Genomic DNA, 24,127 nt, shown 5'->3' on the forward strand with positions numbered 1-24,127 from the left:
TGTACAGCTGCATGGTCGCCCCGCCCAAAGGTGCCCTTCGCCTCGAAAACCCGTTGCGGGCTGCTCAGCGCAGCGGGACGAGGTCGTCTGCGTGGACCACCTCTCGGCGTTGTTCCGCCGGAAGCTCGTGCGTCGAGCGGCCGATCAGGTCCGGGAGTTCCGTCGCGTCGTAGGCGACGACTCCGCGCGCCACCACCTTGCCCACCGGGTTGACCAGCTCGACCACGTCGCCGCCGTCGAAGGCACCCTCCACCGCCGTGACGCCCGCCGCTAGCAGGGAACGGCGGCGCTTGACCACCGCCGCCACCGCACCGTCGTCCAACCACAGGCGGCCGGTGGCTCCGGCGGCGTGCGCCAGCCAGAAGCGGCGGGCCGACAGCCTGCTGCCGGTCGCCGCGAACGCCGTGCCGACGTCGGCCGGACCGAGCGCGCGGTCGGCCAGCGCTGCCGAGGTCAGCAGCACGGGAATCCCCGAGGAGCAGGCGACCCTCGCCGCCTCCACCTTCGACGCCATGCCGCCGGTGCCCAAGCCGGACGCGCCGGTTCGGCCCGCCCGCACACCTTCAATGTCCGCGTCGCCGTTGACCTCGCGGATCGCCGAAGCGTCGCCGCGGCGCGGGTCCCCGTCGTACAGAGCGTCCACATCGGACAGCAGGACCAGCGCGTCCGCCCCCACCAGGTGGGACACCAACGCCGCCAGCCGGTCGTTGTCGCCGAAGCGGATCTCGTGCGTGGCGACCGTGTCGTTCTCGTTGACCACCGGCACCGCGCCGAGTCCGAGCAGCCGGTTCAGGGTGCGCTGCGCATTGCGGTAGTGGCCGCGGCGCACCACATCGTCCGCGGTGAGCAGCACCTGCCCGACCGTCAGGTCGTAACGCGTGAAGGACTCCGCGTACGCGTGCGCCAAAGCCTGCTGGCCTACGCTCGCCGCGGCCTGCTGGGTCGCGAGATCCTTCGGCCTGCGGCGCAACCCCAGCGGCGCGATGCCCGCCGCGATCGCCCCGGACGACACCAGCACAACCTGGCCACCAGCGGCGACTCGCCGGGCCACGGTATCGACCAGCGCCCCCAACCGCGCCGCGTCCAGGCCGCCCTTCGTGGTGGTCAGCGACGACGACCCGACCTTCACCACAACGCGCTGCGCCGCCGCGACTGCCTTCCTGGTCGCCGAGAGCTGATCGCTCACCGGCCTTCCTCCTCCTCGACGAACCGGCCGAACTCGTCCAGCGAGCTGCGGCGGGCTTTCTTCGCCGCCTTGCGGTCCGCGGCCGAGATCCGGTCGTCGTGGTCGATGCGCAGGTCGGTGCCGCGGCGGCCGAGCACGCCCGCGACCCCGGCCGGCGTGGACGGCTCCCAGTCGAAGGTCATGTTGCCGATGGTCACCTGGCTGCCGGGCTTCGCACCGCGCTTGGCCAGGGCTTCCTCCACACCGAGCTTCGCCAGCCGGTCGGCGAGGAAGCCGATCGCCTCGTTGTTGCCGAAGTCGGTCTGCCGCACCCAGCGCTCCGGCTTCTCGCCGCGCACCACGAACGCGTCCTCGAACTCGGGGTCGGGCTCGACGGTGAAGTTGCTGCTGTCCACGGCCGCTGGCCGGACCACCACGCGCGCCGGCTCCGGCGGCGGCAGCTCCGCGCGGTAGCGCTCGACCTCGGCGGCCATCGCGAAGCTGAGCTCGCGCAGCCCTTCGCGGGAGGCGGTGGACACCTCGAACACCGGCCAGCCGCGCGTGACGAGGTCCGCCTTGACCAGTTCAGCCAGCTCCTTGGCTTCCGGCACGTCCATCTTGTTGAGCACGACCATGCGCGGGCGAGACGCCAGGTCCTGGCCGCCCTGCTCGGCCTTCAACGCCGGGGTGTACTGCGCCAGCTCGGTCTCCAGCGCGTCCACATCGGACAGCGGGTCGCGACCGGGTTCGAGCGTGGCGCAGTCCACCACGTGCACCAGGACCGCGCAGCGCTCGATGTGGCGCAGGAAGTCCAGGCCCAGCCCGCGGCCTTCGCTGGCACCCGGGATCAGGCCGGGCACGTCCGCCACGGTGAACACCGTCTCGCCCGCGGTGACCACGCCGAGGTTCGGCACCAGCGTGGTGAACGGGTATTCGGCGATCTTCGGCCGCGCCGCGGACAGCACCGAGATCAGCGACGACTTGCCCGCCGACGGGAATCCGACGAGGCCGACGTCGGCGACCGACTTCAGCTCCAGCACCAGCCCGGACTGCTCCCCCGGCTCGCCGAGGAGCGCGAAGCCCGGCGCCTTGCGGGCCTTGGACGCCAGCGCCGCGTTGCCCAGCCCGCCGCGACCACCGGCGGCGGCGACGAACGTGGTGCCAGCGCCGACCAGGTCGGCCAGCACCCCACCGTCCGTGGTCAGCACTACTGTGCCGTCCGGGACCGAAAGGACCAGGTCTCCGCCCTGCGCGCCGTTGCGCATGTTGCCCTGGCCCGGCTTGCCGTTGGCCGCACGGGCGTTAGGGCGGTAGTGGAAGTCCAGCAGGGTGTGCACGTTGGGGTCCACGACGAGCTGGACGTCGCCGCCCTTGCCGCCGTTGCCGCCATCCGGACCGCCCAGCGGCTTGAACTTCTCCCGGTGCACCGAGGCGCAGCCATGCCCGCCGTCGCCTGCCGCGACGTGGATGGTCACGCGGTCAACGAACCGCGACACGAATGCCTCCAGGAATACTCCGGCCGAGCCCGGCCCGGCGAAAACTGTCTTAGTGCTCCGCGCGTGCGAACCAGGGGCGCACGCAGCGTCACCTACCTCGATGGTGCCGCGCGGGGCGCGATGTTGCCGTGGGGCGTGACCACCCGCACAACGCAAACGACGAGGGGCGGGCCGGACTAGCCGGACCCGCCCCTCGTCGGGAAGTACTTCGCAGCCGAGAGCCGGGTCAGGCCTCGGCCGGCAGCACGCTGACGGCCTTGCGGCCGCGGTAACGTCCGAACTGGACGGTGCCAGCGGACAACGCGAACAGGGTGTCGTCGTTACCCCGCCCGACGTTCAGGCCGGGGTGGAACTTGGTGCCCCGCTGCCGGATCAGAATCTCGCCGGCCTTGACGACCTGGCCGCCGTAGCGCTTCACCCCGAGGTACTTGGGGTTCGAGTCGCGGCCGTTCCGAGAGCTGGATGCGCCCTTCTTATGTGCCATGACTACTCAGGTCCTCACTTCGTGATGCCGGTGACCTCAACGCGGGTCAGCTTCTGCCGGTGACCCTGGCGCTTGTGGTAGCCGGTCTTGTTCTTGAACTTGTGGATGCGGATCTTGGGGCCCTTGGTCTGCTCGACCAGCTTGCCGGTCACCGACACCTTGGCCAGCGCGTCGGCGTCGGTCGTGACCTCAGAGCCATCGACGACCAGAAGCGCCGGGAAACTGACCTCGGAGCCCAGCTCGCCCTCGAGCTTCTCGACCTCGACGACGTCCCCGACAGCCACCTTGTACTGCTTGCCGCCGGTCTTGACGATCGCGTACATGAGTCGGAAGTCTCCTGCTGCTCGGTTTCGCTACTTCACCAGGTCTGCGGCGGACGTCCACCTCGACCGCGCGGGGCGAGGATTCCTACCACGCCGCCGGTGCAGCGCCTCGGTGGGTTCCTGTCTCGGTAGCCGAGCCGCACGGGCGATCGCATTCGAAACAGGCGTTTATTCTCTCCGCCCGTCCGGCGGCGAGAAGTTCTCATCCATCATACAGACCGCGTTCCCTACCCCGATCGACCGGGGCCGAACTGCGGGAGGGACCCGGCCGCGGGGGCCGGTGACGGACGAGCCGCGACAGCCTACGACCACCGGATCCGCGTGGTCAAATCCAGTCACCCGACGTTGGAAGGTGCCGGGCCCTGACCTGCGCTTGCTAACGTGAGTCGCTTATTGATTCGGATCTGGGGACACAAAGCGTGACAGACATCGCATCCGAGACGGGCCGGGTCGAGCGCGCCACCCCCGAAGCCCCCGTTCCAGGCCTCGTGCAGCGGTTCGGCCCCCTGCTCCTCGGCCTGTCGGCGCTCGTGCCGCCGCTGATGATGCTTCGGGAAGTGCTGCGCTACCCGCAGATGCACTTCTACGACTACTGGTGGGTCCTGCTCGACATCACCAACGACGACGGGTCGCTGCGCCCGGAGGCGCTGTTCGGGTTCCGCAACGAGCACCCGTTCGTGTTGCCCAGCCTGCTGTTCTGGCTCAGCGCCCGGTACGGGCACGGGCTCAACCAGCCGCTGGGGCTGCTGATCATCGCGTTCGGTGTCGTTTCCGTGCTGCTCGGATGGGCGATGCTGCCGAAGGCGCTGAACCCGTGGCAGCGGGCCGGGCTGGTGGCGGCGACCTCGACGCTGGTTTTCAACCCGCACGGCATCCACAACTATGTGCGCTCGATGAGCGGGGCGTCGTGGATCCTCGCGCTGATGCTGGTGCTCGCGGCGCTGCTGGCGATGCAGCGGGAGCACCGGGTGCTGGCGATCGTGTTCGGGTTGCTGGCGTCGATCAGCTACGGCACGTCCTTCGCGGTGTGGCCGGCGCTGGCCCTGGTGGCCTGGCTGCGCGGCGACCGTCGCCGCTCGATCGCGGCTCCGATGGTGGTCGGGGTGCTCGTAGTGGCGTCTTGGCTGGTGCTGCGCGGTCCGCAGGGCGGGGGCGGCAGCTCGCCGACCGACGATCCGGCACAGGCGCTGCTCGCCGGGCTGAGCATGCTCGGCATGGTGTGGACCGGCACCGAACCGGCGATCGCGCTGATCGCGGGCGTGGCGGGTCTCGCGGTGCTCGCGCTGCACATCCGGCAGACCGCAGAAGAACGTCGCAGTGCCGCTCCTTGGTGGGGCTTGGCGATCTACGCGGTGGGGTGCGCGGTGATGATCTCCGGTTCGCGCGCCGCGTTCGGCGAGGCCGCCGGGTTGCAGAGCCGGTACAACAGCATGACCGCCGCATTTTGGGTCGCGGTGCTGGTGATCGTGGTCGCCTGGCCGCGTTGGCCGAAGATCCGCACCGTCGCCGTCGCGGGCACGGTGCTGGCCACCGTCGCCCTGGGCGCCCCGATGGCGCAGAGCGTGCGATCCGATGCGCCCAATCAGAACCTGCTGGCCATCGCCGCGCGCATCGGTCACCCCGACGCGTTCGAGGACCGGTTCCCCGAACCGGACCGGCTGCTGCCGCGGCTGCAGGCGCTCGGGCACTACCCGTTCTCCGGCGAGTTCACGCTGGGCTGCCCCGACGGCCTGGAGATCGGCGACCGGGTCAGCGCCGTGGACTGGCGGACCCCCAGCGTCGGCGCGCTGCGCGAGCCGCGGCCGGAAGGTCGCGACGTGGTGCTCAACGTGGAGACCGACCAGGTGCAGGGCGGCGCCCGGATGCTCAAGGGCTGGGCCATCTCCGGGATCGAACGCGCCGAATGCATCGCCGTGCTCGACGAGACCGGCACGGTCGTCGGCGGCGGGGTGGTCGACATCCCGCGCTCGGACGCGGAAGCCCGGACGCCCGGTATCGAGATCGGTTTGGGCTTCGAGGCGGTCGCCCCCGCGCAGCCCGGGCTGCTGCGCGTCGCCTTCCACTTCCCCGACGGCTGGTGGATCCGGCCCCTTACGGAAAGTCCGCAGGTCAAGCCATGACAGATGCCGCACCGGAAGTCGAGGTCTCGCTGCTCGCCCCGGCCAAGAACGAACGCGAGAACCTGCCCCGGCTGTTCGCCGAGATCCGCGATGCGATGCAGCAGCAGCACCGGACGTGGGAGCTGCTGGTCGTCGACGACGGCAGCACCGACGACAGCTGGCAGGTGATCGCGGAGCAGGCCCGGCAGGACCCCCGGTTGCGCGGCATCCGGCTGCGGCGCAACTTCGGCAAGGCCGCCGCGCTGGCCGCCGGGGTCGCCGAGGTCCGCGGGGAGTTGTTGGTCACGCTGGACGCCGACCTGCAGGACGACCCCGCCGAGATCCCGCGGCTGCTCGCGGAGCTCGACAACGGGGCCGACCTCGTCAGCGGGCACAAGGCGCAACGGCAGGACCCGCTGGGCAAGCGGCTGCCGTCGAAGGTGTTCAACGGCGTCACCGGGCTGATCACCGGCCTGAAGCTGGCGGACCACAACTGCGGGCTCAAGGCGGCGCGGACCGAGGTCTACCGGCGCGTGCCGCTGTATGGGGAGCTGCACCGCTACATCCCCGCGCTGGCGCACCAGCTCGGCTACCGGGTCCGCGAGCTCGCCGTGCATCACCGGCCGCGGGTGCACGGCAAGTCCAACTACGGGCTGGAGCGGTACGTGCGCGGCGCCCTGGACTTACTCACGGTCGTCGCGCTCACCCGCTACGGGCGGCGCCCGGCGCACCTGTTCGGCGGGCTCGGGTTGCTGGCCGGGACGATCGGCACGCTGATCCTGCTCTACCTGAGCGGGGTGTGGCTGTTCACGGACCAGTCGATCGGCACTCGTCCGCTGCTGACGCTGGGGATCCTGCTGGAGATCTTCGCGGCGCAGATGATCTCCGTCGGTCTGCTCGCCGAGCTGGTGCTGCACCGGACCGGGCGGGACCGGGACGTGGACGTGCTGGTGGCCGACCAGACGACGAACGCGAGCCCGGCTCAGTCCGGTAAGTCACCGTGAGTGTTTCTCGGTGCTGTGACACCCGGAAGCACTCACGGGTTCTGACCAGCGGGAACACGCAGCACTGCGGGCATGCAGAAACGGCCCGGCGAACACGCGAGGGGTGCGCCAACGACGGTCGATCACCGGCCGTATGGTCTCCCCGTGCACCCTGAGTCGGCGAAGAAACTTCGGCTGTACGCCTCGCTGCTCGGGCTCGTCGGCACAGTGCTGGCGTTGCTCGTGCCTTTCCTACCTGTCAACCACGATGTGGTCACATTACGGTGGCCAACCGCGGAAGGCACCAAATCGGTGTCCGCACCGTTGGTCGCCTATTCACCGCTGTGGCTGGACGCGGATGTGCCGTGCACGGCCGCGCACGGCCTGGACGCGCGCACCACGGGGCCGGCAATCCTGTTGAGCACCAACCCGCCGTCATCGGATTACGGCAAGCTGACCGGGCTGACGTTGCAGGTCGACAACGGCCAGGCCGCGCTTTACTCCAAGGGCCAGCAGGTGAGCACCGTGCCGCTGCCGACCGGTGACTGCACCATCAGCGTGCGCGCCGACGCCTCCGGCACCACCGCCGGGATCGGCAAGCAGGTGTGGGCGCGCGTCCTCGGCGACCAGCGCCCGCAGCTGACCGGCATCTACTCGTCGCTGGACAACACCGTCGACGATGTGCGCGGCCTGTCCTTCGAGGCCCGCGTCGACAACCGGTTCAGCAGCTACGCAACGCCGCTCAAGCTCGTGGTGATCGCTCTGGCGATCGCGGCGTTCATCGGCTCGGTGATCTGCCTACGGCGGCTGGACGTGCGCGCCGGACGGCGTCCGCCGCGGCTGGCCCCGCGCGGCTGGTGGAAGCCGACCTTCCGCGATGCGGTCGTGTACGCGGCACTGGTCGTGTGGTGGCTGATCGGCGCGATGACCTCCGACGACGGCTATGTGCTGAGCATGGTGCGGTCGGAGCAGAGCGCCGGGTACGTCAGCAACTACTACCGCTGGTTCGCCAACCCGGAGTCGCCGTTCGGCTGGTTCTACGAGTTCTACGCGCAGTGGGTAAAGGTCTCGACAGCGACGCCATGGGTGCGGTTGCCCGCGCTGCTGATGGCAGTCATCAGCTGGCTGTTGATCAGCCGTGAGGTGCTGCCGCGGCTCGGCCAGCAGGTGCGGCGCAGCAACGCCGCCGGCTGGGCCGCCGCCGCGGTTTTCCTGGCGTTCTGGCTGCCGTATAACAACGGTCTCCGCGCCGAGCCGGTCGTGGTGCTCTTTTCGCTGCTGGCGCTGTGCGCCGTGGAGCGGGCCGTCGCGACCGGGCGTCTGATGCCCGCCGCGCTGGGCTTGGTCGGCGCCGCGTTGTCGGTGGGTGTCAACCCGCACGGCCTCGTCGCGGTGCTGCCCTACGTCGCCGCGGTGAAGCCGCTGTTCCGGTTGGTGCGCAAGCGGGCGCAGGAGTTCGGCTGGGTGCCGGTGCTGGCACCGATCTCCGCTTCCGGGTTCGTGATCCTGACGCTGGTGTTCTACGACCAGACGTGGCAGTCGGTCATGGACGCGATGGAGCTCAAGACCACCTTCGGTCCGAACGGCCGCTGGTACGAGGAGCTCAACCGCTACAGCCTGCTGTTCAGCCAGAGCCCGGACGGTTCGCTGACCCGCCGGTTCCCGGTGCTGCTGGTGATCCTGTGCCTGGCGACCTGCGCCGTTGTGCTGCTGCGGCGTGGCCGCATCCGCGGTGCCGCGCTTGGCCCGAGCCGACGGCTACTCGCGATCACCGCGCTGGGCTTCGCCGTGCTGGCACTGACCCCCACCAAGCACACCCACCACTTCGGCATCTTCGCCGCGTTCGGCGGCGCGCTGGCCGCGCTGACCGCGCTGGCGACCAGCACCACCGTGCTGCGCTCCCGGCGCAACCGGGCGGCCTTCGTCGCCGGGTTGATGGTGATCCTGGCGTTCGCCTCCACCGGCCCGAACGCCTGGTGGTACGTCTCGGGCTGGGGCATCCCGTGGTTCGACAAACCGCCGTCGATCAGCGGGCACCAGTTCAGCACGCTGTTCCTGGTATTCGCCGGGATCGCGGGCGTCATCGCGCTGATCGAGCACCTGCGCATCGACGAGAACAACCCGAAGATCGTCGACGAGCGCTGGGACAGCCCGGAGAAGCGCAGCCGGGCGCTACGGCTCGGGACCGCGCCGCTGTCGGTGCTGTGCGCGCTGATGGTGTTCGGCGAGGTCTCGGCGTTCGGCAAGGCCATCCAGGAGCGCGGCGACAGCTACAGCCTGTCCACGGACAACATCAAGCAGCTCACCGGGACCAGCTGCGGGTTGTCGGACTACATCGGGGTGGAGACCGATCCGCAGGCCGGCGTCCTGCCGGTGTCGCCCGAGCAGCCCACCGTGGCCGCGCCGACCAAGAACTCCGACGTGCCGGTGCCGCCGCGCCGCTTGGCCGATCGGGAGACCGCCGACCAGTACCTCCAGCCCAAGCAGGTCGGCTTCACCCGGCCTGGCGTGCCCTCTAGCGACGGTGCCGACCCGGATTCGCCGAACTGGAAGCCGCCGCACCAGTTCGGCGGCGACAACGCCCCGGCGTGGGGCAGCTTCGACGAGGCCGGCACGAACACCGGCGAGTTGCGCACCCCCTGGTACGACCTGCCGGAATCGGCCCGCAACGGCGAGGTGCCAGTTGCGGTGAGCCTGGCGGGCGCGGAGACCGGAGCGAACTTCGTCGTCCTCGAATTCGGCAAGGACACCGACCGGGGCTTCCAGGTCACCGGCCGCTACACCGTGGAGCAGGGGCCGCCGCCCGGGTGGCGGGACCACCGCTACATGCTCGGCGCCGAAGCCGAGGGCGCGACGAAGATGCGGCTGATCGCGGTCGACCAGGCGCTGGGCCGGGAGGGCTGGCTCGCGGTGACCGTGCCGCGGGTGCCCAAGCTGACGAACATGACCGAGGTCATCGGCGACGGCGCGACGTTCGTTGAGTGGCCCGCCGCGCTGGTGCATCCCTGCCTGCGCATTTCCGGGCTGTACAACGGGATCGCGGAGATGCCGCAGTTCCGGGTGTCGGCAGGCGAGGAGGTCCGGGACGTCGGTGAGGGCTGGTCGTCGCCGGATGCCGGCGGGCCGTTCGGCTGGTTGACCGTGGCGTCCAGCGTCCGAGAGCTGCCGACCTACCTGCGCAACGATCCGCAGCAGGACTGGGGTTCGCTGTTCGTGGTGCACCCGTACGACGCGGATGCGCTGCCCGCGCAGGCGGCGATGGAGGTGCACTCCGAAACCCACTGGGGCACCTGGTCGCCGGGGCCGCTGACGCAGTCCGTGGAGCTGCCGGGTGACATGCCCAGCTCCGACGACCGCACCGACATCCCCACCTTCGACGACAAGCAGGACTGACCCGGGGCGGGCGTTTTCGATCCGAGTGAGGGGCACCTCCGACCGACTGAGCGGGTCGGGGGTGCCCCTCACTCATGCCTGACCAGGTGAGCGGTTTGCGGTGATGGGTGCCTGCGGCGGCGTGGTTGCTCGCACCCGCCGCTGGTTCCGGTGTCGGGGCGGGTGGGCATCATGGGACCGTGAGCCGGTATCGCGAGCGGCCGCCGGTCGGAGCGCTGAGCACGGCGATCGCCTGCGTGTGGACGCACGGGGCTGGGTCGCTGGGCTACCTGCAGCGCGTGGTCCCGGACGGCTGCGTGGATCTGATCTGGATGGGCGACCGGCTCGACGTGGTCGGACCGGACACCACCGCCAGGCTCTCGGCGCTGCCGCCGGGCAGCCGCATCACCGGGATCCGCGCCAAGCCCGGTGCTGCCCGCCTGCTGCTGGGCGACATCCCCGCCACCGAACTGCGCGATCTGCAGGTCGACAGCATCGACATCTGGGGCGCCTCGATGCGGGACGTCGTGGGCAGGCTCGGCGATGGGCCGGATCAGGCTGGGCGGATCCTGGAGGAGTTCGCGTGCTCGCGGTTGTCGGAGTACCGGCCCGATCCGGCGCTGACGCCTGTGGTGGCTGCCCTCGATGTTCCAGCCCCACCCACGATTCCGGCGCTAGCGGACAGCGTTGGGCTGTCCGCGCGCCAACTCCGACGGCGTGTCGCGACTGCCGTCGGATACGGCCCGCAGACCCTCGCCGGAGTGCTCCGCTTCCAGCGGGCGACGCGGCTAGGCGTGGGCTCGGGCGGCCTCGCGGACCTCGCCCACGCCAGCGGCTACGCCGACCAAGCGCACTTCACGCGCGAGTTCCGCCGCCTCGCCGGGGTGACACCGCGCCAGTACTTCAGCCCGCTGCCGCCGGCTCGTGAGTGCTTTGGGCGCTATTGAGGCTGGTCGGGAACTCGTTGTGCGGCGGTGATGCGTCTGGCGTCGCCGGCGCGAAGCGAACGGACCGTCCACCCCGATAGGAGCCTGTTGCAAAATTACGCCCACCACGGACCGTGATCGATCGATCACGGCTGAGATGGCCACTGGCGGACAAACGGCGGCGATCGAGACTGATTTGGTACTTCGGTTCAGCCGTTTTCGCCGAAAACGCAACAGGCTCATAGACGGCACAAACGGTCCGTTCACCTCACCCACCCAACCCCAGGCACCAGCCATTGTCGTGAAGCGAACGGAACCTCCACCTCAATAGACGGCACAAACGGTCCGTTCGTCTCATCCATCACCGGCATTGCCCCGGATAGCCCGGCGCGCCCCGGCCCCGCGAGGGCGCGCCAAGAGCCTCGGCGCTTCAACGGCACCAGCGGCCCCGCAACAACGCCACACCACCACATCCCAAACAGCCGCCATAGCGACGCAAAACCATTCACGGCACCTGGCGATCAGGCGAGAGCGCTCCAGAAATCCAGGCGGTGTTCGGCGGCGAAGTTCGTTCCGGTGATCTGTTCCGGGTGCAGCGACTGCACGTGCGGATCGGCCGCCGAGAAGGTCTGCCAGCCGGGCAGATCCGGCCCGTTGGGGTCACCGCTGCGCGCGAAGTTCGCCCAATAGTGGTTCATCGTCGCCGCCAGCCGGCGCTGCGCTTCGGTCAGCGGCGCCGGGTCGCCAAGGTCGAACTGGTAGGCAACCTCGGCGGAGTGGTGGGCACCAGGCGGGAATCCCGGCGGGAACGGCACGACCGGCGGCGCCTCCCGGTCGGCGAATTCGTAGACGTACGTGGCGGTTTCCGCGCTCAGCGCGTTCGCGAAGTTCCACACCGAGCGTGCCCAAGCCGCGTCACCGATCACATCCGCCCAGGCCAGGCTCGGACTCGCATGCGCGTCAACGGGGTACCGCTCGGCCACCTCGTCGGCTGCGGCGTCGAAGCCGTCTGTGAGCAGCTTGTCGTAGCCGTCGGGCGTGATCGGTTGACCTGCGGCGTCCCAGAACAGCGCCGTGAACAGCCTGGCCTCGTCCCGGGTTCCACCGGTCAGCACCGGGACCCGGTGGAACCGCCCACCTGGCAACGCCTGTGCAGGGGACTCCGGCAGCACCGCGCCGCCGAAAGCTGGCCGGCTGAACACCGATGACACGTTGATCAGCTGTTCGACCGGGACGCGGCGCAACTGTTCGATCGCCGCCTCCTTCCCTGGCTGCACCCAGCCGAGCTGGCCGACCAGGTGCTCCGCCAACTCGTCGAGTTCCACTGTGGACAGCCACATGGTCGGCATCTCGGGTGATCCGGGCGCCCAGGCACCGGCCGGGGAACGCAGCAGCGCGAACCCGCTCTGCACGATCGCCCGGTGGAACAGCCCAGCCGAGCCCGGCGCGACCAGGTGCGCGCTGACGTCGAGCCCGCCGTAGGACTCGCCGAACAGCGTCACGTTGCCCGGGTCTCCGCCGAACGCGTCGATGTTTCGCTGCACCCAGCGCAGCACCGCCTGCTGGTCTTCAATCCCGAACCCGCCGCCGCCGGCCAGGCTCGGGTAGCCGAAGTTGCCGAAGATGCCCAGCCGCGAGTTCGGCGTCACCACCACGACGTCCTCTGCGACGGACAGCCGATGCGCATCGAAGATCGCGCCCTCGCCGTTGGCCCCGCCGCCGCCGTGCAGCCACACCATGACCGGCTTGGAGCCGCCGGTCCGGGGGGCGGTGACGTTGAGGAACAGGCAGTCCTCGTCCAGGCTGGCGATGTCGGCGAAGTCCTGCGGGAGTTGCGGGCAGGGGCTGCCCGGCTCGGTCGCGTCGCGCACCTGCGGCCACGGATCGACGGGTTGCGGCGAGCACCACCGCCGCTCGCCGACCGGTGGCGCGGCGTACGGAATCCCCTGGAACAGCCGGTGCTTCTCGTAGGTCAGCCCGCGCACGCGGCCCGAATCCAGTTCCACGATGTTGTTCATGACACCTCCGTGTCGTTGCGGGACGCCTCGCACCCCAGTCGGCTCAACCCGCTCGGGTGGCCAGATCGAACGTGGTCGCGAGCTCGCGGGCGTAGAGGTCGGCGTCGGCATCGGGCTCTACCCCGAGGCGAAGCGCGACGCCGTCCAGCGCGTGGCGCAATGTCACCGCCATGACGTGCGGGTCGAAGTCCCGGAACTCCCCCGACCGCTGACCGGCGCGGAGCAGTTCTCGCATGCCTTCGAGTTCCCGCCGGTGCGGCAACGCCGCGTCGTCGCCGCGTTCGTTCAAGAAGATCTCGGTGAGCGCCCGGAGCTGCCGGTGGTTCGTGCGATAGAAGTCCACACTGGACTCGATGAACGCCCGGAGCTGGTCGCGCGCCGTGCCGGCCGCGTCGATGCGTGCTCCCACCAGCTGCTCGGCCGCCGCGTAGACATCGGTGAGGACCTGCTGCATCAGCTCGGCCTTGTTCTTGAAGTGGTAGGAGATCATGCCCGTGCTGCTCAGCCCGGCCCGCTTGGCGATCTGCCCGAACGACGCGCGCGAGTAGCCGAGCTCGACGATCGCCTCGATGGCGGCCTCGACGATCTGCGCCCGCCGGCCCCGCTCGGTGAACGACCTGCCTTGCTCACCTGAGCTGTAATTTGCTCGCATGAGCAAAAACTAGCACAGGTGAGCAAAGACTGGGTTGCTCACGGCCCCGGTTCAGACTTGGTCGTAGGCGCGGAGGGCGCGCAGGGCTTCGATCGCCACCCGGGGGCGCCACTCCAGGCGGGTACCGGGGGCCCACGCGCGCCAGCGGATCGGCCAGCCGCCGTCGTCCTCCTGCAGGCCCGCGAGGTGGTCGAGGCCCTGTGCCATCTCTTCGTCGGAGAACCACGAACGCGCCAGGCTCGTCGGTTCCGGCGCGTAATCCCAGACGCAGTGCAGCTCGCCAGGGGCGTAGCCGGGAGGCACCTGGGCTCGTTCGGGGTGCTGCGGATCAATCAGCACCAACCCCTGTTCCCGCACGAACTCGCCCAGTCGCTTGGCCGCCGCGCGCGCCCGATGCCGATCGGGAACCTGGTCGAGGAACGCCATCGCCGCCTGCACCTCGTACGGGTGACTCTCGGCCAGCCCATCGATCCGTTGCCAGCAGAACTCGGTGGCCCCGGCCAGCCACGGGTGCTCGATCCGGTTCTTGTGCAGCACACCGGCGAGCAGTCCGGTGGCGAGCAGGTTCCCGTCGGGTTCCTCGACCACCGGCATCCACGGCGCGTGCGGGTAGTCCCGCAGCCGCGTGTCACCGGCGGGCACACCGCCGTCCGGACGCGTGATCGACATCAGATAGTCACAGGCCCGCGCAACCGCAGCCCCGTCGCACGCCCCGACCTCGTCGAGGATCATCAGCGCCGTGTAGGTCTGCAGCGGCTGGCTGAACGGGCCGCGCGCGTCGGGCTCCAGGGCGTAGCCGTAGCCGCCGCCGGCGCAGCGGTACGCATCGAGCGCTGCCAGCACCCCGTCCGCGCCGCCTTTGGCGAACAAGAACTCGAAACGGCGTTGTTCCAGCACTCGCGCGGTCAGCCAGACGAACTGCTCGACAGCGGTCACGCGCTCGGCGGTGCATCGAATCATGTGCCGACGATAAGAAGAATGGCCGATCCGTTCTTGAACGGATCGGCCATTCCGTCGAATCTGCTCAGCCCTCGGTCGCAGCCCCGGTGGGGGCGTCCTCCACCGGCGGACCGGCCGGACGCGACGCGGCCCGGCGAACCCGCCGCACCGGCGCGGCCGGGGCGGCCGGGGCGACGCTCGGCAGTCCGTTGTCGGCGGACTGCTGCGGCTCCGCCGACTTGCTGACCACCAGCGGAGTCACCGGAGCACCGGCGCTCCCAGCGGCCCGCCTCGCCTTCCGCCGCGGTCGGCCGTTGGCCTCTGCAGGGGCCGCCGCCACCGGCTCGGCCTTCAGTGGCTCCGCCGCGGGCTCCACCGCCTTCGGCTCGACAACCGGCTCCGCCGCCACAGCCTTCGGCTTGACAGCCGCCTTCGGCTCAACCGGCGCCTCCGGCTTCGCCATCTCCGGCTCGGCCCCGACGGCCTCGACGGCCGCAGGCTCCGCTGGCTTCACCGGCTCCGGCGGCTTGACGGGCTCCGGCGGCTTGACGGGCTCCAGCTTGGGCTGCTCGACCTTGGCAGCCTCGGCCTTCGGCTCTTCGGCCTTGACGGCCTCCGCCTTGGCCTCGCTGCGCGGCTCCGGAGCGGGCTGCTCGTCGTGCTGCTTGCCGCGGTGCCGGTTGCGGCGAGCACCGTTGTTGGCGGCCTGGCCGTTCGGGTACGTGACCGGCTCCGTCGAAACCAGCAGGCCACGACCGCGGCAGTGCTCGCAGGTGCTGCTGTAGGCCTCCAGCAGCCCGGTGCCGACGCGCTTGCGGGTCATCTGCACCAGACCGAGCGAGGTCACCTCGGCGACCTGGTGGCGGGTGCGGTCGCGGCCCAGGCACTCGGTGAGGCGGCGCAGCACCAGGTCGCGGTTGGACTCCAGCACCATGTCGATGAAGTCAATGACGATGATGCCGCCGATGTCGCGCAGCCGGAGCTGGCGGACGATCTCCTCGGCCGCCTCCAGGTTGTTGCGGGTGACCGTCTCCTCCAGGTTGCCCCCGGAGCCGGTGAACTTGCCGGTGTTGACGTCGATCACCGTCATGGCTTCGGTGCGGTCGATCACCAGGTAGCCGCCGGAGGGCAGCCAGACCTTGCGGTCCAGGGCCTTGGCGATCTGCTCGTTGATCCGCTGCTCGGTGAACACGTCGTTCTTGCCGACGTGCTTGTACAGCCGCTGCGCCAGGTCGGGTGCGACGTGCTTGACGTAGGCCTCGATGGTGTCCCAGGGGTCGTTGCCCTGGACCGTCATGGCCGAGAAGTCCTCGGTGAACAGGTCGCGGACGACCTTGATCAGCAGGTCCGGCTCCTCGTAGAGCAGCTGCGGGGCCTGCGCGCCAGGCGTCTCGGCCTTCTCCTTGATGACCTCCCACTGCGCCTGCAGGCGCCGCACGTCGCGGTCCAGCGCCTCTTCGCTGGTGCCCTCGGACGCCGTGCGGATGATCACCCCGGCGTTGTCCGGCACGATCCGCTTGAGGATCTCCTTGAGCCGCTTGCGCTCGGTGTCCGGCAGCTTGCGGCTGATGCCGGTGGCACCGCCGCCCGGCACGTACACCAGGAATCGGCCGGGCAGGCTGATCTGGGTGGTCAGGCGCGCGCCCTTGTGGCCGACCGGGTCCTTGGTGACCTGCACCAGCACGCTGTCGCCGGTCTGCAGGGCCTGCTCGATGCGGCGGGCCTTGCCGGCCAGCCCCGCGGCGTCCCAGTCGACCTCGCCGGCGTAGAGCACCGCGTTACGGCCCCGGCCGATGTCGACGAACGCCGCCTCCATGCTCGGCAGCACGTTCTGCACTCGGCCGAGGTAGACGTTGCCGACCAGCGAGCCGGAGCCCGACGAGGTCACGAAGTTCTCGACGAGGACGTTGTCCTCGAGCACCGCGATCTGGGTCTGGTCGCCGTTCTGCCGGACGACCATCTTGCGGTCCACCGACTCGCGGCGGGCCAGGAACTCGGCCTCGGAGAGCACCGGTGTCCGCCGGCGACCGGCCTCGCGGCCGTCCCGGCGGCGCTGCCGCTTGGCTTCCAGCCGGGTCGAGCCCTTGACCGCGCGGACCTCGTCGACGCTGCTGTCCTGGCGGGTTTCCGCGGCCGCCGGCTCGCGCACGTGCACGACGGTGTTCGGCGGGTCGTCCTCGCGGGCGCCGCTCTCGTCGTCCGCAGAGCCCTTGCGACGGCGGCGACGCCGACGGCGCCGGTTGGACTCGCCCGCGCCTTCGGCCTCGGCCGACTGTTCCTCGGTGGCTTCCTCGACGGCCGGTTCGGCGGCTTCGGCGCTGGTCTCCTCGGTGATCTCCGACTCTTCCTCCCCCGACTCGGACTCGGCGCCGCGACCCCGACCACGGCCCCGGCGGCCCCGCCTACGACGGCGGCGACCAGCGGGTTCGTCCTCGGCCTCGGCGTCCGCCCCGGGCTCTTCGGCCTCGACGGCCTCGGGCTCCGGCTGCGCCTCCGGCGGCTCCGGCTCGGCCTTCGGCACGGGCCGCGCCTCCTGCTGCTGCGGTGCCAGGAACATCGCCTCCGGTGCGGCGAAGAGCGGCGTCAGCCCGGGCGCGGGCGCGCTGGCGCCCCGCTCGACTCCGGCGGGCGTGAAGTCAGCAGCAGGCACCACGGGCTCGACCGCGGACTGCGGTTCGGCCTCGGGCTCGCTCTTGGTTTCGGCCTCGTCCGGCGCCTCGGCTTCGGCCGGGTTACCCGACTCCGCCACCAGCTCGGGGTGCAGGGCCTGCACCACCTGCAGGGCGACGTCGCGGGTGATGTTCGACTGCGCGCTGCGGACCGATTCACCGATCGATTCCAGCGTCGTGATGATCTCCCGGCTGCTGGCGCCCAGCAGCTTGGCCAGTGCGTGGACCCGGAGCTTGGCGGGCAGCTCGATCGTGCCCTGCCCTTCTCGGGTAGGTGTGGGCGATTGCCCGCTGGTGCTTCCAGCGGGCGTATTCATGTTCAACATCCAGCTCCTCCGCCCCCGGGCGCGTCCGGGTGGACGCGGCCGCACAGAGGCATGTGCGATCTTCGGTCTCCGCCGCCCGCAGGCGACGGCAATTCTTCGTGGTCCCTCCGCCCCGGGCCTTCAGGCCGGGAAGTCACACGGCGGGTCGACGACGTCCGCGCCGCCCGTCACCCCGCCGCGGGGCCTCCCGCCGGAATCCGGTCGCCGCCTGAGGCCCGGGCCAACGGGTCGACAATCCGTCCCCCGTCGTCGAGCCGACCCTGCTCCAGCCGGGTCGCGCTCGCGGCGGCCGACGGTGCCAGATCGGCGACGACACGCAGGGCGCTCAGTACGTCGTCGGGTCGTACGACCGGTGTTGTCTGCCGCACGACCGTTACAAGTATCCCATACGGTTCTGATGCCTCCGGCCAATCGTCCACCTGGGCGGTCGACGCGGAAATTTGATCACCCTGCGCGACGATCCGGGGACCGCCCTGGACCTCCGCGCTGACCAGCGCCGCCCGCGCGTCGATGGTGCGGCGGCCATCCTTGGTCATCCGCTCCACCAGCGCGGTGTCGGCCGCCATCAGCGCCGTTACGGCGTCGCGCAGCTCGGCGACGTCCGTGCCGGGAAGATCGATCCGCCACCGGCTGACCTGCAGCCGGTCGGCGAGCGCACCGGGCTCGGCGTCCGCCGCGTCCAGCACGTCGATCCCGTCGGGCAGCGCGGCGTTGAGCTCGTCGCGCAGTACCTCCGGGTCGAGCCGTTCGACGAGTTGGACCTCGGCGTACTCGGCCACGCTGGACACGCCGGTGGGCACCGCGCCCGCCCAGGACACCTTCGGATGTGGGCTGAAGCCCTGGGAATACGCCATGGGTACCCCGGCCCGCCGCAGCGCGCGTTCGAAGGCGCGCGCGACGTCCCGGTGCGAGGTGAACCGCAGCCGCCCCCGTTTGGCGTAGCGCAGCCGCAGCTTCTGCACCGGTGGCGCCGAGGGATTGGGGTGATCTCGCCGACTCAGGATGCCCTCCCCGACCAATGATCGTCATCGGCGGTCGCCGTCGACCGCTCCGATGTCGATGCTTGCGTGCTCAACCGCAGTGTGACAACACCTGCGGGTCATGTTTCGAAGGACCGTACCCCGGCGACCACCCCTGCACCGACAGCTCGGCTCACGGGCTCTGGTTGCTCCGGCGCACATCCTCGGTTCCGCCGAGGCGCAGCCGTTCCGCAATACCTGACCAGCGGAAACCGGGATCTGGTCCGAGTGGTCAGCCGCCGTTGAAGGCCGGGTTGCGCACCGGGGAGCCCTGGCCGACCGGGGAGATCGGCAGCAGTTTTCGCCCGGTCGGGCCGACCTCGATGTCGGTGCCCATTGTCGGGCACACGCCGCAGTCGAAGCACGGCGTCCACCGGCAGTCGTCCTGCTCGCGGGCGTCCAGCGCGTCCTGCCAGTCGGCCCACAACCACTCCTTGTCCAGCCCGGAGTCGAGGTGGTCCCACGGCAGCACCTCGTGCTCGCCGCGCTCCCGAGTGGTGTACCAGTCCACGTCCACTCCCAACTGCTCGAGCTCGGCGGTGGCGCAGGACATCCAGCGCTCGAACGAGAAGTGCTCGTTCCAGCCATCGAACCGGCCGCCTTCGCGCCACACCCGCTCGATGACCCGGCCGAGGCGGCGGTCGCCGCGCGAGAGCAGCCCTTCGACCAGGGACGGTTTGCCGTCGTGGTAGCGCATGCCGATGTTCCGGCCCAGGCTGCGGTCGGCGTTGATCGCTTGGCGCAGCTTGCGCAGCCGGTCGTCGATGGTGTCCGGGTCGGTCTGCCCGGCCCACTGGAACGGGGTGTGCGGCTTGGGCACGAACCCGCCGATCGAGATCGTGCAGCGGATGTCCTTGCGGCCCGAAACCTCACGACCGGCCCGGATGACCTCCTTGGCCATCTCGGCGATCTGCAGCACGTCCTCGTCGGTCTCGGTCGGCAGGCCGCACATGAAGTACAGCTTGACCTGTCGCCAGCCGTTGGCGAACGCGGCGGAGACGGTGCGGATCAGGTCCTCCTCCGACACCATCTTGTTGATCACCCGGCGGATCCGCTCGCTGCCGCCCTCGGGCGCGAAGGTCAGGCCAGAGCGGCGGCCGTTTCGGGAAAGCTCGTTGGCCAGGTCGATGTTGAAGGCGTCCACCCGGGTCGACGGCAGCGACAGCCCGGTGTTAGTGCCCTCGTAGCGGTCCGCCAGCCCCTTGGTGATCTCGGCGATTTCGGAGTGGTCGGCCGAGCTCAGCGACAGCAGGCCGACCTCATCGAAGCCGGTGGCAGCCAGCCCGCGCTGCACCATCTCGCCGATGCCCTCGATGGACCGCTCCCGCACCGGTCGGGTGATCATCCCGGCCTGGCAAAACCGGCAGCCTCGGGTGCAGCCACGGAAGATCTCCACGCTCATCCGCTCGTGCACGCTCTCGGCCAGCGGGACCAGCGGTTTCTTCGGGTACGGCCAGTCGTCGAGCTCCATGGTGGTGCGCTTGAAGACCCGGTACGGCACCCGGTCGCGGTTGGGCACGACTTCGTCGATCGCCCCGTCGGGGCGGTAGCTGACGTCGTAGAACTTCGGCACGTACACGCCGCCGGACTCCGCCAGCCGGAGCAGCAGCTCGTCCCGGCCGCCCGGCTGTCCTTCGGCCTTCCAGCGGCGGATGGCCTCGGTGATCTCCAGGACGGCTTCCTCGCCGTCGCCGAGCACCGCGGCGTCCAGGAAGTCGGCGATCGGCTCCGGGTTGAACGCCGCGTGCCCGCCGGCCAGCACGATCGGGTCGTCGTCGGTGCGGTCCACCGCGTGCAGCGAGATGCCCGCGAGGTCGAGCGCGCTGAGCAGGTTGGTGTAACCGAGTTCGGTGGCGAAGCTGAGACCCAGCACGTCGAACGCGCCGACCGGGCGGTGGCTGTCCACGGTGAACTGGGGGATGTCGTGCTCCCGCATCAGCTCTTCGAGGTCCGGCCACACCGCGTACGTGCGTTCGGCCAGGACATCCGGCTGTTCGTTGAGGATCTCGTAGAGGATCTGCACGCCCTGGTTGGGCAGGCCGACCTCGTAGGCGTCGGGGTACATGAGGCACCACCGGACGGCGACGTCATCCCACGCCTTCGCCGTCGCGTTGAGCTCCCCACCCACGTATTGCACGGGTTTGGAGACGCGCGGCAGCAGCGGTTCCAACCTGTCGAAAACGGACTCAACACGCACGCGACCAGGGTAGAGGTCCGCCACGAGCAGGAGGACCGGGGGCGATTTCAATGGAAATTGGACCTTAGACCTTCGATTTCCATTGAAATCGCGCAGCATCGGAGTTCAGACGTACCGGGTGAACCCGATTTCGTCGCGGTCGTCGCCGGTGGCGCGACCCGGACCGTGCCCGGCCAGCGGCCGCGTTCGACCCAGCCGTTGCCTTCGTAGAAGCGCTCCAAGTCATGCCCGCTGCGGATGACCAGGTCCAGCTTCTCCAGGCCGATCGCCCGAGCCTGTATCAGGACCTCAGCGAGCAGCCGCTTTCCCCATCCCTTGCCCTGGAGCGCGGGATCGGCCGCAAGCCAGGCGAGTTCACCTGTGTGCCTGCGGACCGGAAGCTGGGGCTGAAACCGGCCGCACCACCGGCGGCGGTGACGCGGCCCCACAAACCGGCCAACGCGTCCACCAGGTCCGGGTGCGGGGTTTCCACCTGGTGCGGGCCGGGACGACGCCGTCGGCGTCGACGCTGGTTTCGGTCACGGTGCTCAGATCTCGGGGAACCACAGCTTGAGCTCGCGCTCGGCGGACTCGGCGGAGTCGGAGCCGTGCACGAGGTTGTACTGGACTTCCAGGCCGAAGTCGCCGCGGATGCTGCCCGGCGCGGCCTTGTCGACCGGGTCGGTGCCGCCGGCCAGCTGGCGGAACGCCGAGATCGCGCGCGGGCCCTCGACGCACGCGGCCACGACCGGACCGGAGGTGATGAACTCGATCAGGCTGCCGAAGAACGGCTTCCCGTCGTGCTCGGCGTAGTGCTGCTCGGCGAGCTGGCGGTCGACGTTCTTAAGCTCCAGCGCGACCAGCTTCAGGCCCTTGCGCTCGATGCGGCTGATCACCTCGCCGACCAGGCCACGCTCGACACCGTCGGGCTTGACCAGGACCAGGGTGCGCTCGCTCACGGTTGACTCTCCTTCATTTCCGGTGGCGCCGGGTGCGAACACGCACCGCGCCCGATTTGCCCGTCAGGGTATCGATGCAGGTGACACCCCGAGCCGCAGCCCTGCCTCAGTCTGGCGCGATCACCTCGACCGTCGGGAAGTACGCGCGGTACCGGCGCGCATCGCGGGTCAGCAGGCGGAGTCGGCTGACCGCCGCGTGCGCACCGATGTAGAAATCGGGCAGGGGTGACCGCTTCTCCCCGCCTCGCTTCCGGTAGTCCCGGAAGCACTTCCCCGCGAGGAACGCCGCCGACCACGGCAGTGGCGCTCGGATGAAGAAGTCGTTCGGGAACGCTTCCTCAACTTCCTCGATCGTTGGGAAACGAACCGACACCTCGGCGAAGATCAACGGGTTGATCACCAAGGGCCCCTCTTCCGCCGCCTTCTCCAACGCGTCCGATGACCAGTCGACCCATTCAGTCTCCTCGATGACCAGGTCGAGCAGGATGTTGGAGTCGACCAACGTGGCCGGTGCGCGGGCGTACTCACTCGCCACGGGTCAACGCCATGATCTCGTCGGTGGAAAGCCCCTCCCCGCTGGCACGTCCGCGGAGATGCACCACGATCCGCTGTCCACGGCTGGGCACCGAATGCCCGCGGGTGAGGATCAGCGCGTTTCCCTCCAATCTGATCTCGATCTGATCCCCGGGGCGCAGTCCTAGTTCGCGGCGCAGGTCGACCGGGATGGTCACCTGCCCCTTCTCCGTCATCTTCACGGAAGTAAGAATACGACTTTTCCTACTTCTACTTCCACCGAATAACTCGATCGTGACTGGTCAGCGCCTCGGGTCCAGCGTCTTGGCCCACAGCGAGCGGCCGGACTGGTCGCGGAGGTCCACGGTCAGCTGCTCGGTGCGGCCGTCGATGTTGACCTCGCCGAAGTGCTGGAAGCCCTCCCACGGGGAGGCGCCCTGGCGGGTCGGGGCGTTGACGAACACCTGGTCCGGGCCGAAGGTCGGGTCGAGCTTGTTCGGCCCGAACGCACCGGCGTGCAGCGGGCCGGAGACGAACTCCCAGAACGGGTCGAACCCGGCGAAGGCCGCGCGCTCCGGCGAGTAGTGGTTCGCGGCCGTGTAGTGCACGTCGGCCGTCAGCCAGACGGTGTTGCGCACCGACCGACGGCTGATCTCCTGCAGCACCCACGCCAGCTCGGCCTCGCGCCCGTTGGGCGCCCCCGGCAGCCCGTTCGCGACGGCCTCGATCTTGTCGCCGTCGGGCACGACGATGCCGATCGGCATGTCCGAGGCGATCACCTTCCAGGTCGCCTGCGACCGGCTGAGCTCGTCGACGAGCCAACGCGCCTGGCGGTCGCCGAGGATCCGCTCCGGCGTGGTGCCCGCCGAGTTCGGGTCGCGGTAGCTGCGCATGTCGAGCACGAAGACGTCCAGCAGCGGTCCGTGCGAGACCTTCCGGTACACGCGGCCGTCCACCGCGTCCTGGCGCCGGACCGGCTGCCACTCGTGGAAGGCCTGGAAGGCACGCTCGGCGAGCACGTCGACCCGCTTCTCGGTGTACTGGGCGAGGTCCAGGATCTCGCCCGGGTACCAGTTGTTGGTGACCTCGTGGTCGTCCCACTGCACCAGCTGCGGGACCTGCGAGGCGAAGCGGCGCACGTTCTCGTCCAGCAGGTTGTAGGCGAACTGCCCGCGGTATTCGGCCAGGGTCTCGGCGACCTTGGACTTCTCCGGGGTCACGACGTTGCGCCACACCCGGCCGTCGGGCAGCGTGACGGACTCCTTCAACGGCCCGTCGGAGTACACCGTGTCGCCGCTGTGCAGGAAGAAGCCCGGGTTTCGGGCGGCCATCGCGTTGTAGATCGTCATACCGCCGAGGTCCGGGTTGATGCCCCAGCCCTGCCCCACGACGTCGCCGGACCACAAGAAGCGCACGTCCCGGCGGTTGCGCGGGGCGGTGCGGAAGGTGCCGGTCAGGGCCTCACTCTCGACGCGCCCGTCGAGGTCCTCGGCGATGACGCGGTAGTAGGCTTGCTCCCCCGGCGGCAACCCGGTCACCTGCAGCTCGCCGGTGCCGTCCGTCTCGGGGGTCAGGACCGGACCGGGGATCCGCCGCACGCCGCGGAAGTCAGCGTGCCGGGAGATCTCCACGAACATCCGCGACGGCCGGTCGGCGCGAGTCCACACCACCGCCCCGTCGGGGCGCGGGTCGCCGAGCTGGACGCCGTGGGTCAGCACCGGGCGACCGCCGCGCGCGAACGCGGGGGCGCCGGAGAGGAACATGCCGGTGGCAGCGATTCCGGTGGCAGCGGCGCCGCGGAGCAGGGCGCGCCGGTTGAGCTGGGAGTGTTCGGGACTCATGCCGCTGGTTCTATCCAGGGCAGGAAGCTTCCGGATCACCGCTGGTCGACGCACAAGTGAAGTGTTCGTGCCGATCGGCCGCCGGTGCACCGACGGCACTTTCGCGCTCACACCTGGTGTCCGGCCGATCGGCGCGATAGCTTCACGGGCAAACCGACTGGCCGGTC

Annotated in this window: 19 protein-coding genes; 4 read left to right on the forward strand and 15 right to left on the reverse strand. The window is 70.0% G+C overall.

The features are described 5' to 3' along the window. Window positions 1-64 precede the first annotated feature (64 nt). The 4 genes from proB to rplU all read right to left on the reverse strand — a co-directional run bounded on the left by proB (window position 65) and on the right by rplU (window position 3,468). The gene (proB, locus tag DL519_RS23205) at window positions 65-1,186 is read right to left on the reverse strand and encodes a glutamate 5-kinase (RefSeq protein ID WP_190817888.1); all 1,122 of its coding nucleotides are present in this window, start codon (window positions 1,184-1,186) and stop codon (window positions 65-67) included. Beyond that, a complete protein-coding gene (gene obgE / locus DL519_RS23210; RefSeq protein WP_190824164.1) occupies window positions 1,183-2,673 on the reverse strand; it encodes a GTPase ObgE in 1,491 nt (496 codons plus the stop codon). Before obgE ends, proB begins: the two co-directional genes overlap by 4 nt. A 214-nt stretch (window positions 2,674-2,887) precedes the next feature. Then, window positions 2,888-3,145 carry a 50S ribosomal protein L27 gene (gene rpmA, locus DL519_RS23215; RefSeq protein ID WP_010695777.1) on the reverse strand — a complete coding sequence of 86 codons (258 nt, stop codon included), beginning with the start codon at window positions 3,143-3,145 and terminating at the stop codon, window positions 2,888-2,890. A 14-nt stretch (window positions 3,146-3,159) separates the two neighbouring features. Beyond that, entirely contained in the window at window positions 3,160-3,468 is a 309-nt protein-coding gene (gene rplU / locus DL519_RS23220) for a 50S ribosomal protein L21 (protein ID WP_010695780.1), read from the reverse strand. A 419-nt stretch (window positions 3,469-3,887) separates the two neighbouring features. On the opposite strand from rplU, the gene DL519_RS23225 reads away from it, so the two are divergent. From DL519_RS23225 to DL519_RS23240, 4 genes are all read left to right on the forward strand, one after another. After that, window positions 3,888-5,588 carry a hypothetical protein gene (locus DL519_RS23225; RefSeq protein WP_190817890.1) on the forward strand — a complete coding sequence of 567 codons (1,701 nt, stop codon included), beginning with the start codon at window positions 3,888-3,890 and terminating at the stop codon, window positions 5,586-5,588. Beyond that, on the forward strand, window positions 5,585-6,571 hold the full coding sequence (locus tag DL519_RS23230; RefSeq protein ID WP_190817892.1) for a glycosyltransferase family 2 protein: 987 nt from the start codon (window positions 5,585-5,587) through the stop codon (window positions 6,569-6,571). The genes DL519_RS23225 and DL519_RS23230 overlap by 4 nt, the downstream gene beginning before the upstream one ends. 144 nt (window positions 6,572-6,715) lie before the next feature. Further along, complete coding sequence (locus tag DL519_RS23235; RefSeq protein WP_223839433.1) at window positions 6,716-9,943, forward strand: arabinosyltransferase domain-containing protein; 3,228 nt, start codon at window positions 6,716-6,718, stop codon at window positions 9,941-9,943. 179 nt (window positions 9,944-10,122) lie between these two features. Then, window positions 10,123-10,869 (forward strand): helix-turn-helix transcriptional regulator, encoded by a 747-nt coding sequence (locus tag DL519_RS23240; RefSeq protein WP_190817896.1) that lies wholly within the window; start codon window positions 10,123-10,125, stop codon window positions 10,867-10,869. A 500-nt stretch (window positions 10,870-11,369) separates the two neighbouring features. Here DL519_RS23240 and DL519_RS23245 read toward each other — a convergent pair whose 3' ends face one another. The 11 genes from DL519_RS23245 to DL519_RS23295 all read right to left on the reverse strand — a co-directional run bounded on the left by DL519_RS23245 (window position 11,370) and on the right by DL519_RS23295 (window position 23,960). Beyond that, window positions 11,370-12,866: a carboxylesterase/lipase family protein gene (locus tag DL519_RS23245; protein ID WP_190817898.1), complete on the reverse strand. Its 1,497-nt coding sequence runs from the start codon at window positions 12,864-12,866 to the stop codon at window positions 11,370-11,372. Between the two features lie 43 nt (window positions 12,867-12,909). Next, entirely contained in the window at window positions 12,910-13,518 is a 609-nt protein-coding gene (locus DL519_RS23250; protein ID WP_190817899.1) for a TetR/AcrR family transcriptional regulator, read from the reverse strand. Window positions 13,519-13,569: 51 nt separating this feature from the next. Further along, window positions 13,570-14,454, reverse strand: a complete 885-nt coding sequence (locus DL519_RS23255; RefSeq protein ID WP_223839435.1) for a hypothetical protein — start codon at window positions 14,452-14,454, stop codon at window positions 13,570-13,572. An 88-nt stretch (window positions 14,455-14,542) separates the two neighbouring features. Continuing rightward, a complete protein-coding gene (locus tag DL519_RS23260; protein ID WP_190817904.1) occupies window positions 14,543-17,452 on the reverse strand; it encodes a translation initiation factor IF-2 N-terminal domain-containing protein in 2,910 nt (969 codons plus the stop codon). A gap of 167 nt (window positions 17,453-17,619) precedes the next feature. Next, window positions 17,620-18,414: a TIGR03936 family radical SAM-associated protein gene (locus tag DL519_RS23265; RefSeq protein WP_190817906.1), complete on the reverse strand. Its 795-nt coding sequence runs from the start codon at window positions 18,412-18,414 to the stop codon at window positions 17,620-17,622. Between the two features lie 289 nt (window positions 18,415-18,703). After that, window positions 18,704-20,668 carry a TIGR03960 family B12-binding radical SAM protein gene (locus DL519_RS23270; RefSeq protein WP_190824165.1) on the reverse strand — a complete coding sequence of 655 codons (1,965 nt, stop codon included), beginning with the start codon at window positions 20,666-20,668 and terminating at the stop codon, window positions 18,704-18,706. A gap of 47 nt (window positions 20,669-20,715) precedes the next feature. After that, window positions 20,716-21,096, reverse strand: coding sequence for a GNAT family N-acetyltransferase (locus tag DL519_RS23275; RefSeq protein ID WP_223839438.1), 381 nt, complete (start codon window positions 21,094-21,096; stop codon window positions 20,716-20,718). A 99-nt stretch (window positions 21,097-21,195) separates the two neighbouring features. Then, on the reverse strand, window positions 21,196-21,606 hold the full coding sequence (gene ndk, locus DL519_RS23280) for a nucleoside-diphosphate kinase (RefSeq protein ID WP_190817907.1): 411 nt from the start codon (window positions 21,604-21,606) through the stop codon (window positions 21,196-21,198). A 106-nt stretch (window positions 21,607-21,712) separates the two neighbouring features. Next, window positions 21,713-22,141 (reverse strand): type II toxin-antitoxin system VapC family toxin, encoded by a 429-nt coding sequence (locus tag DL519_RS23285; RefSeq protein WP_190817908.1) that lies wholly within the window; start codon window positions 22,139-22,141, stop codon window positions 21,713-21,715. Beyond that, entirely contained in the window at window positions 22,131-22,337 is a 207-nt protein-coding gene (locus DL519_RS23290; protein ID WP_397544968.1) for an AbrB/MazE/SpoVT family DNA-binding domain-containing protein, read from the reverse strand. Before DL519_RS23290 ends, DL519_RS23285 begins: the two co-directional genes overlap by 11 nt. A gap of 84 nt (window positions 22,338-22,421) precedes the next feature. After that, the gene (locus DL519_RS23295) at window positions 22,422-23,960 is read right to left on the reverse strand and encodes an alkaline phosphatase D family protein (RefSeq protein WP_190817909.1); all 1,539 of its coding nucleotides are present in this window, start codon (window positions 23,958-23,960) and stop codon (window positions 22,422-22,424) included. Between the last annotated feature and the right edge of the window lie 167 nt (window positions 23,961-24,127).

Origin of the sequence: Saccharopolyspora pogona (genome assembly GCF_014697215.1) — a bacterium.
Classification (GTDB): domain Bacteria; phylum Actinomycetota; class Actinomycetes; order Mycobacteriales; family Pseudonocardiaceae; genus Saccharopolyspora; species Saccharopolyspora hattusasensis.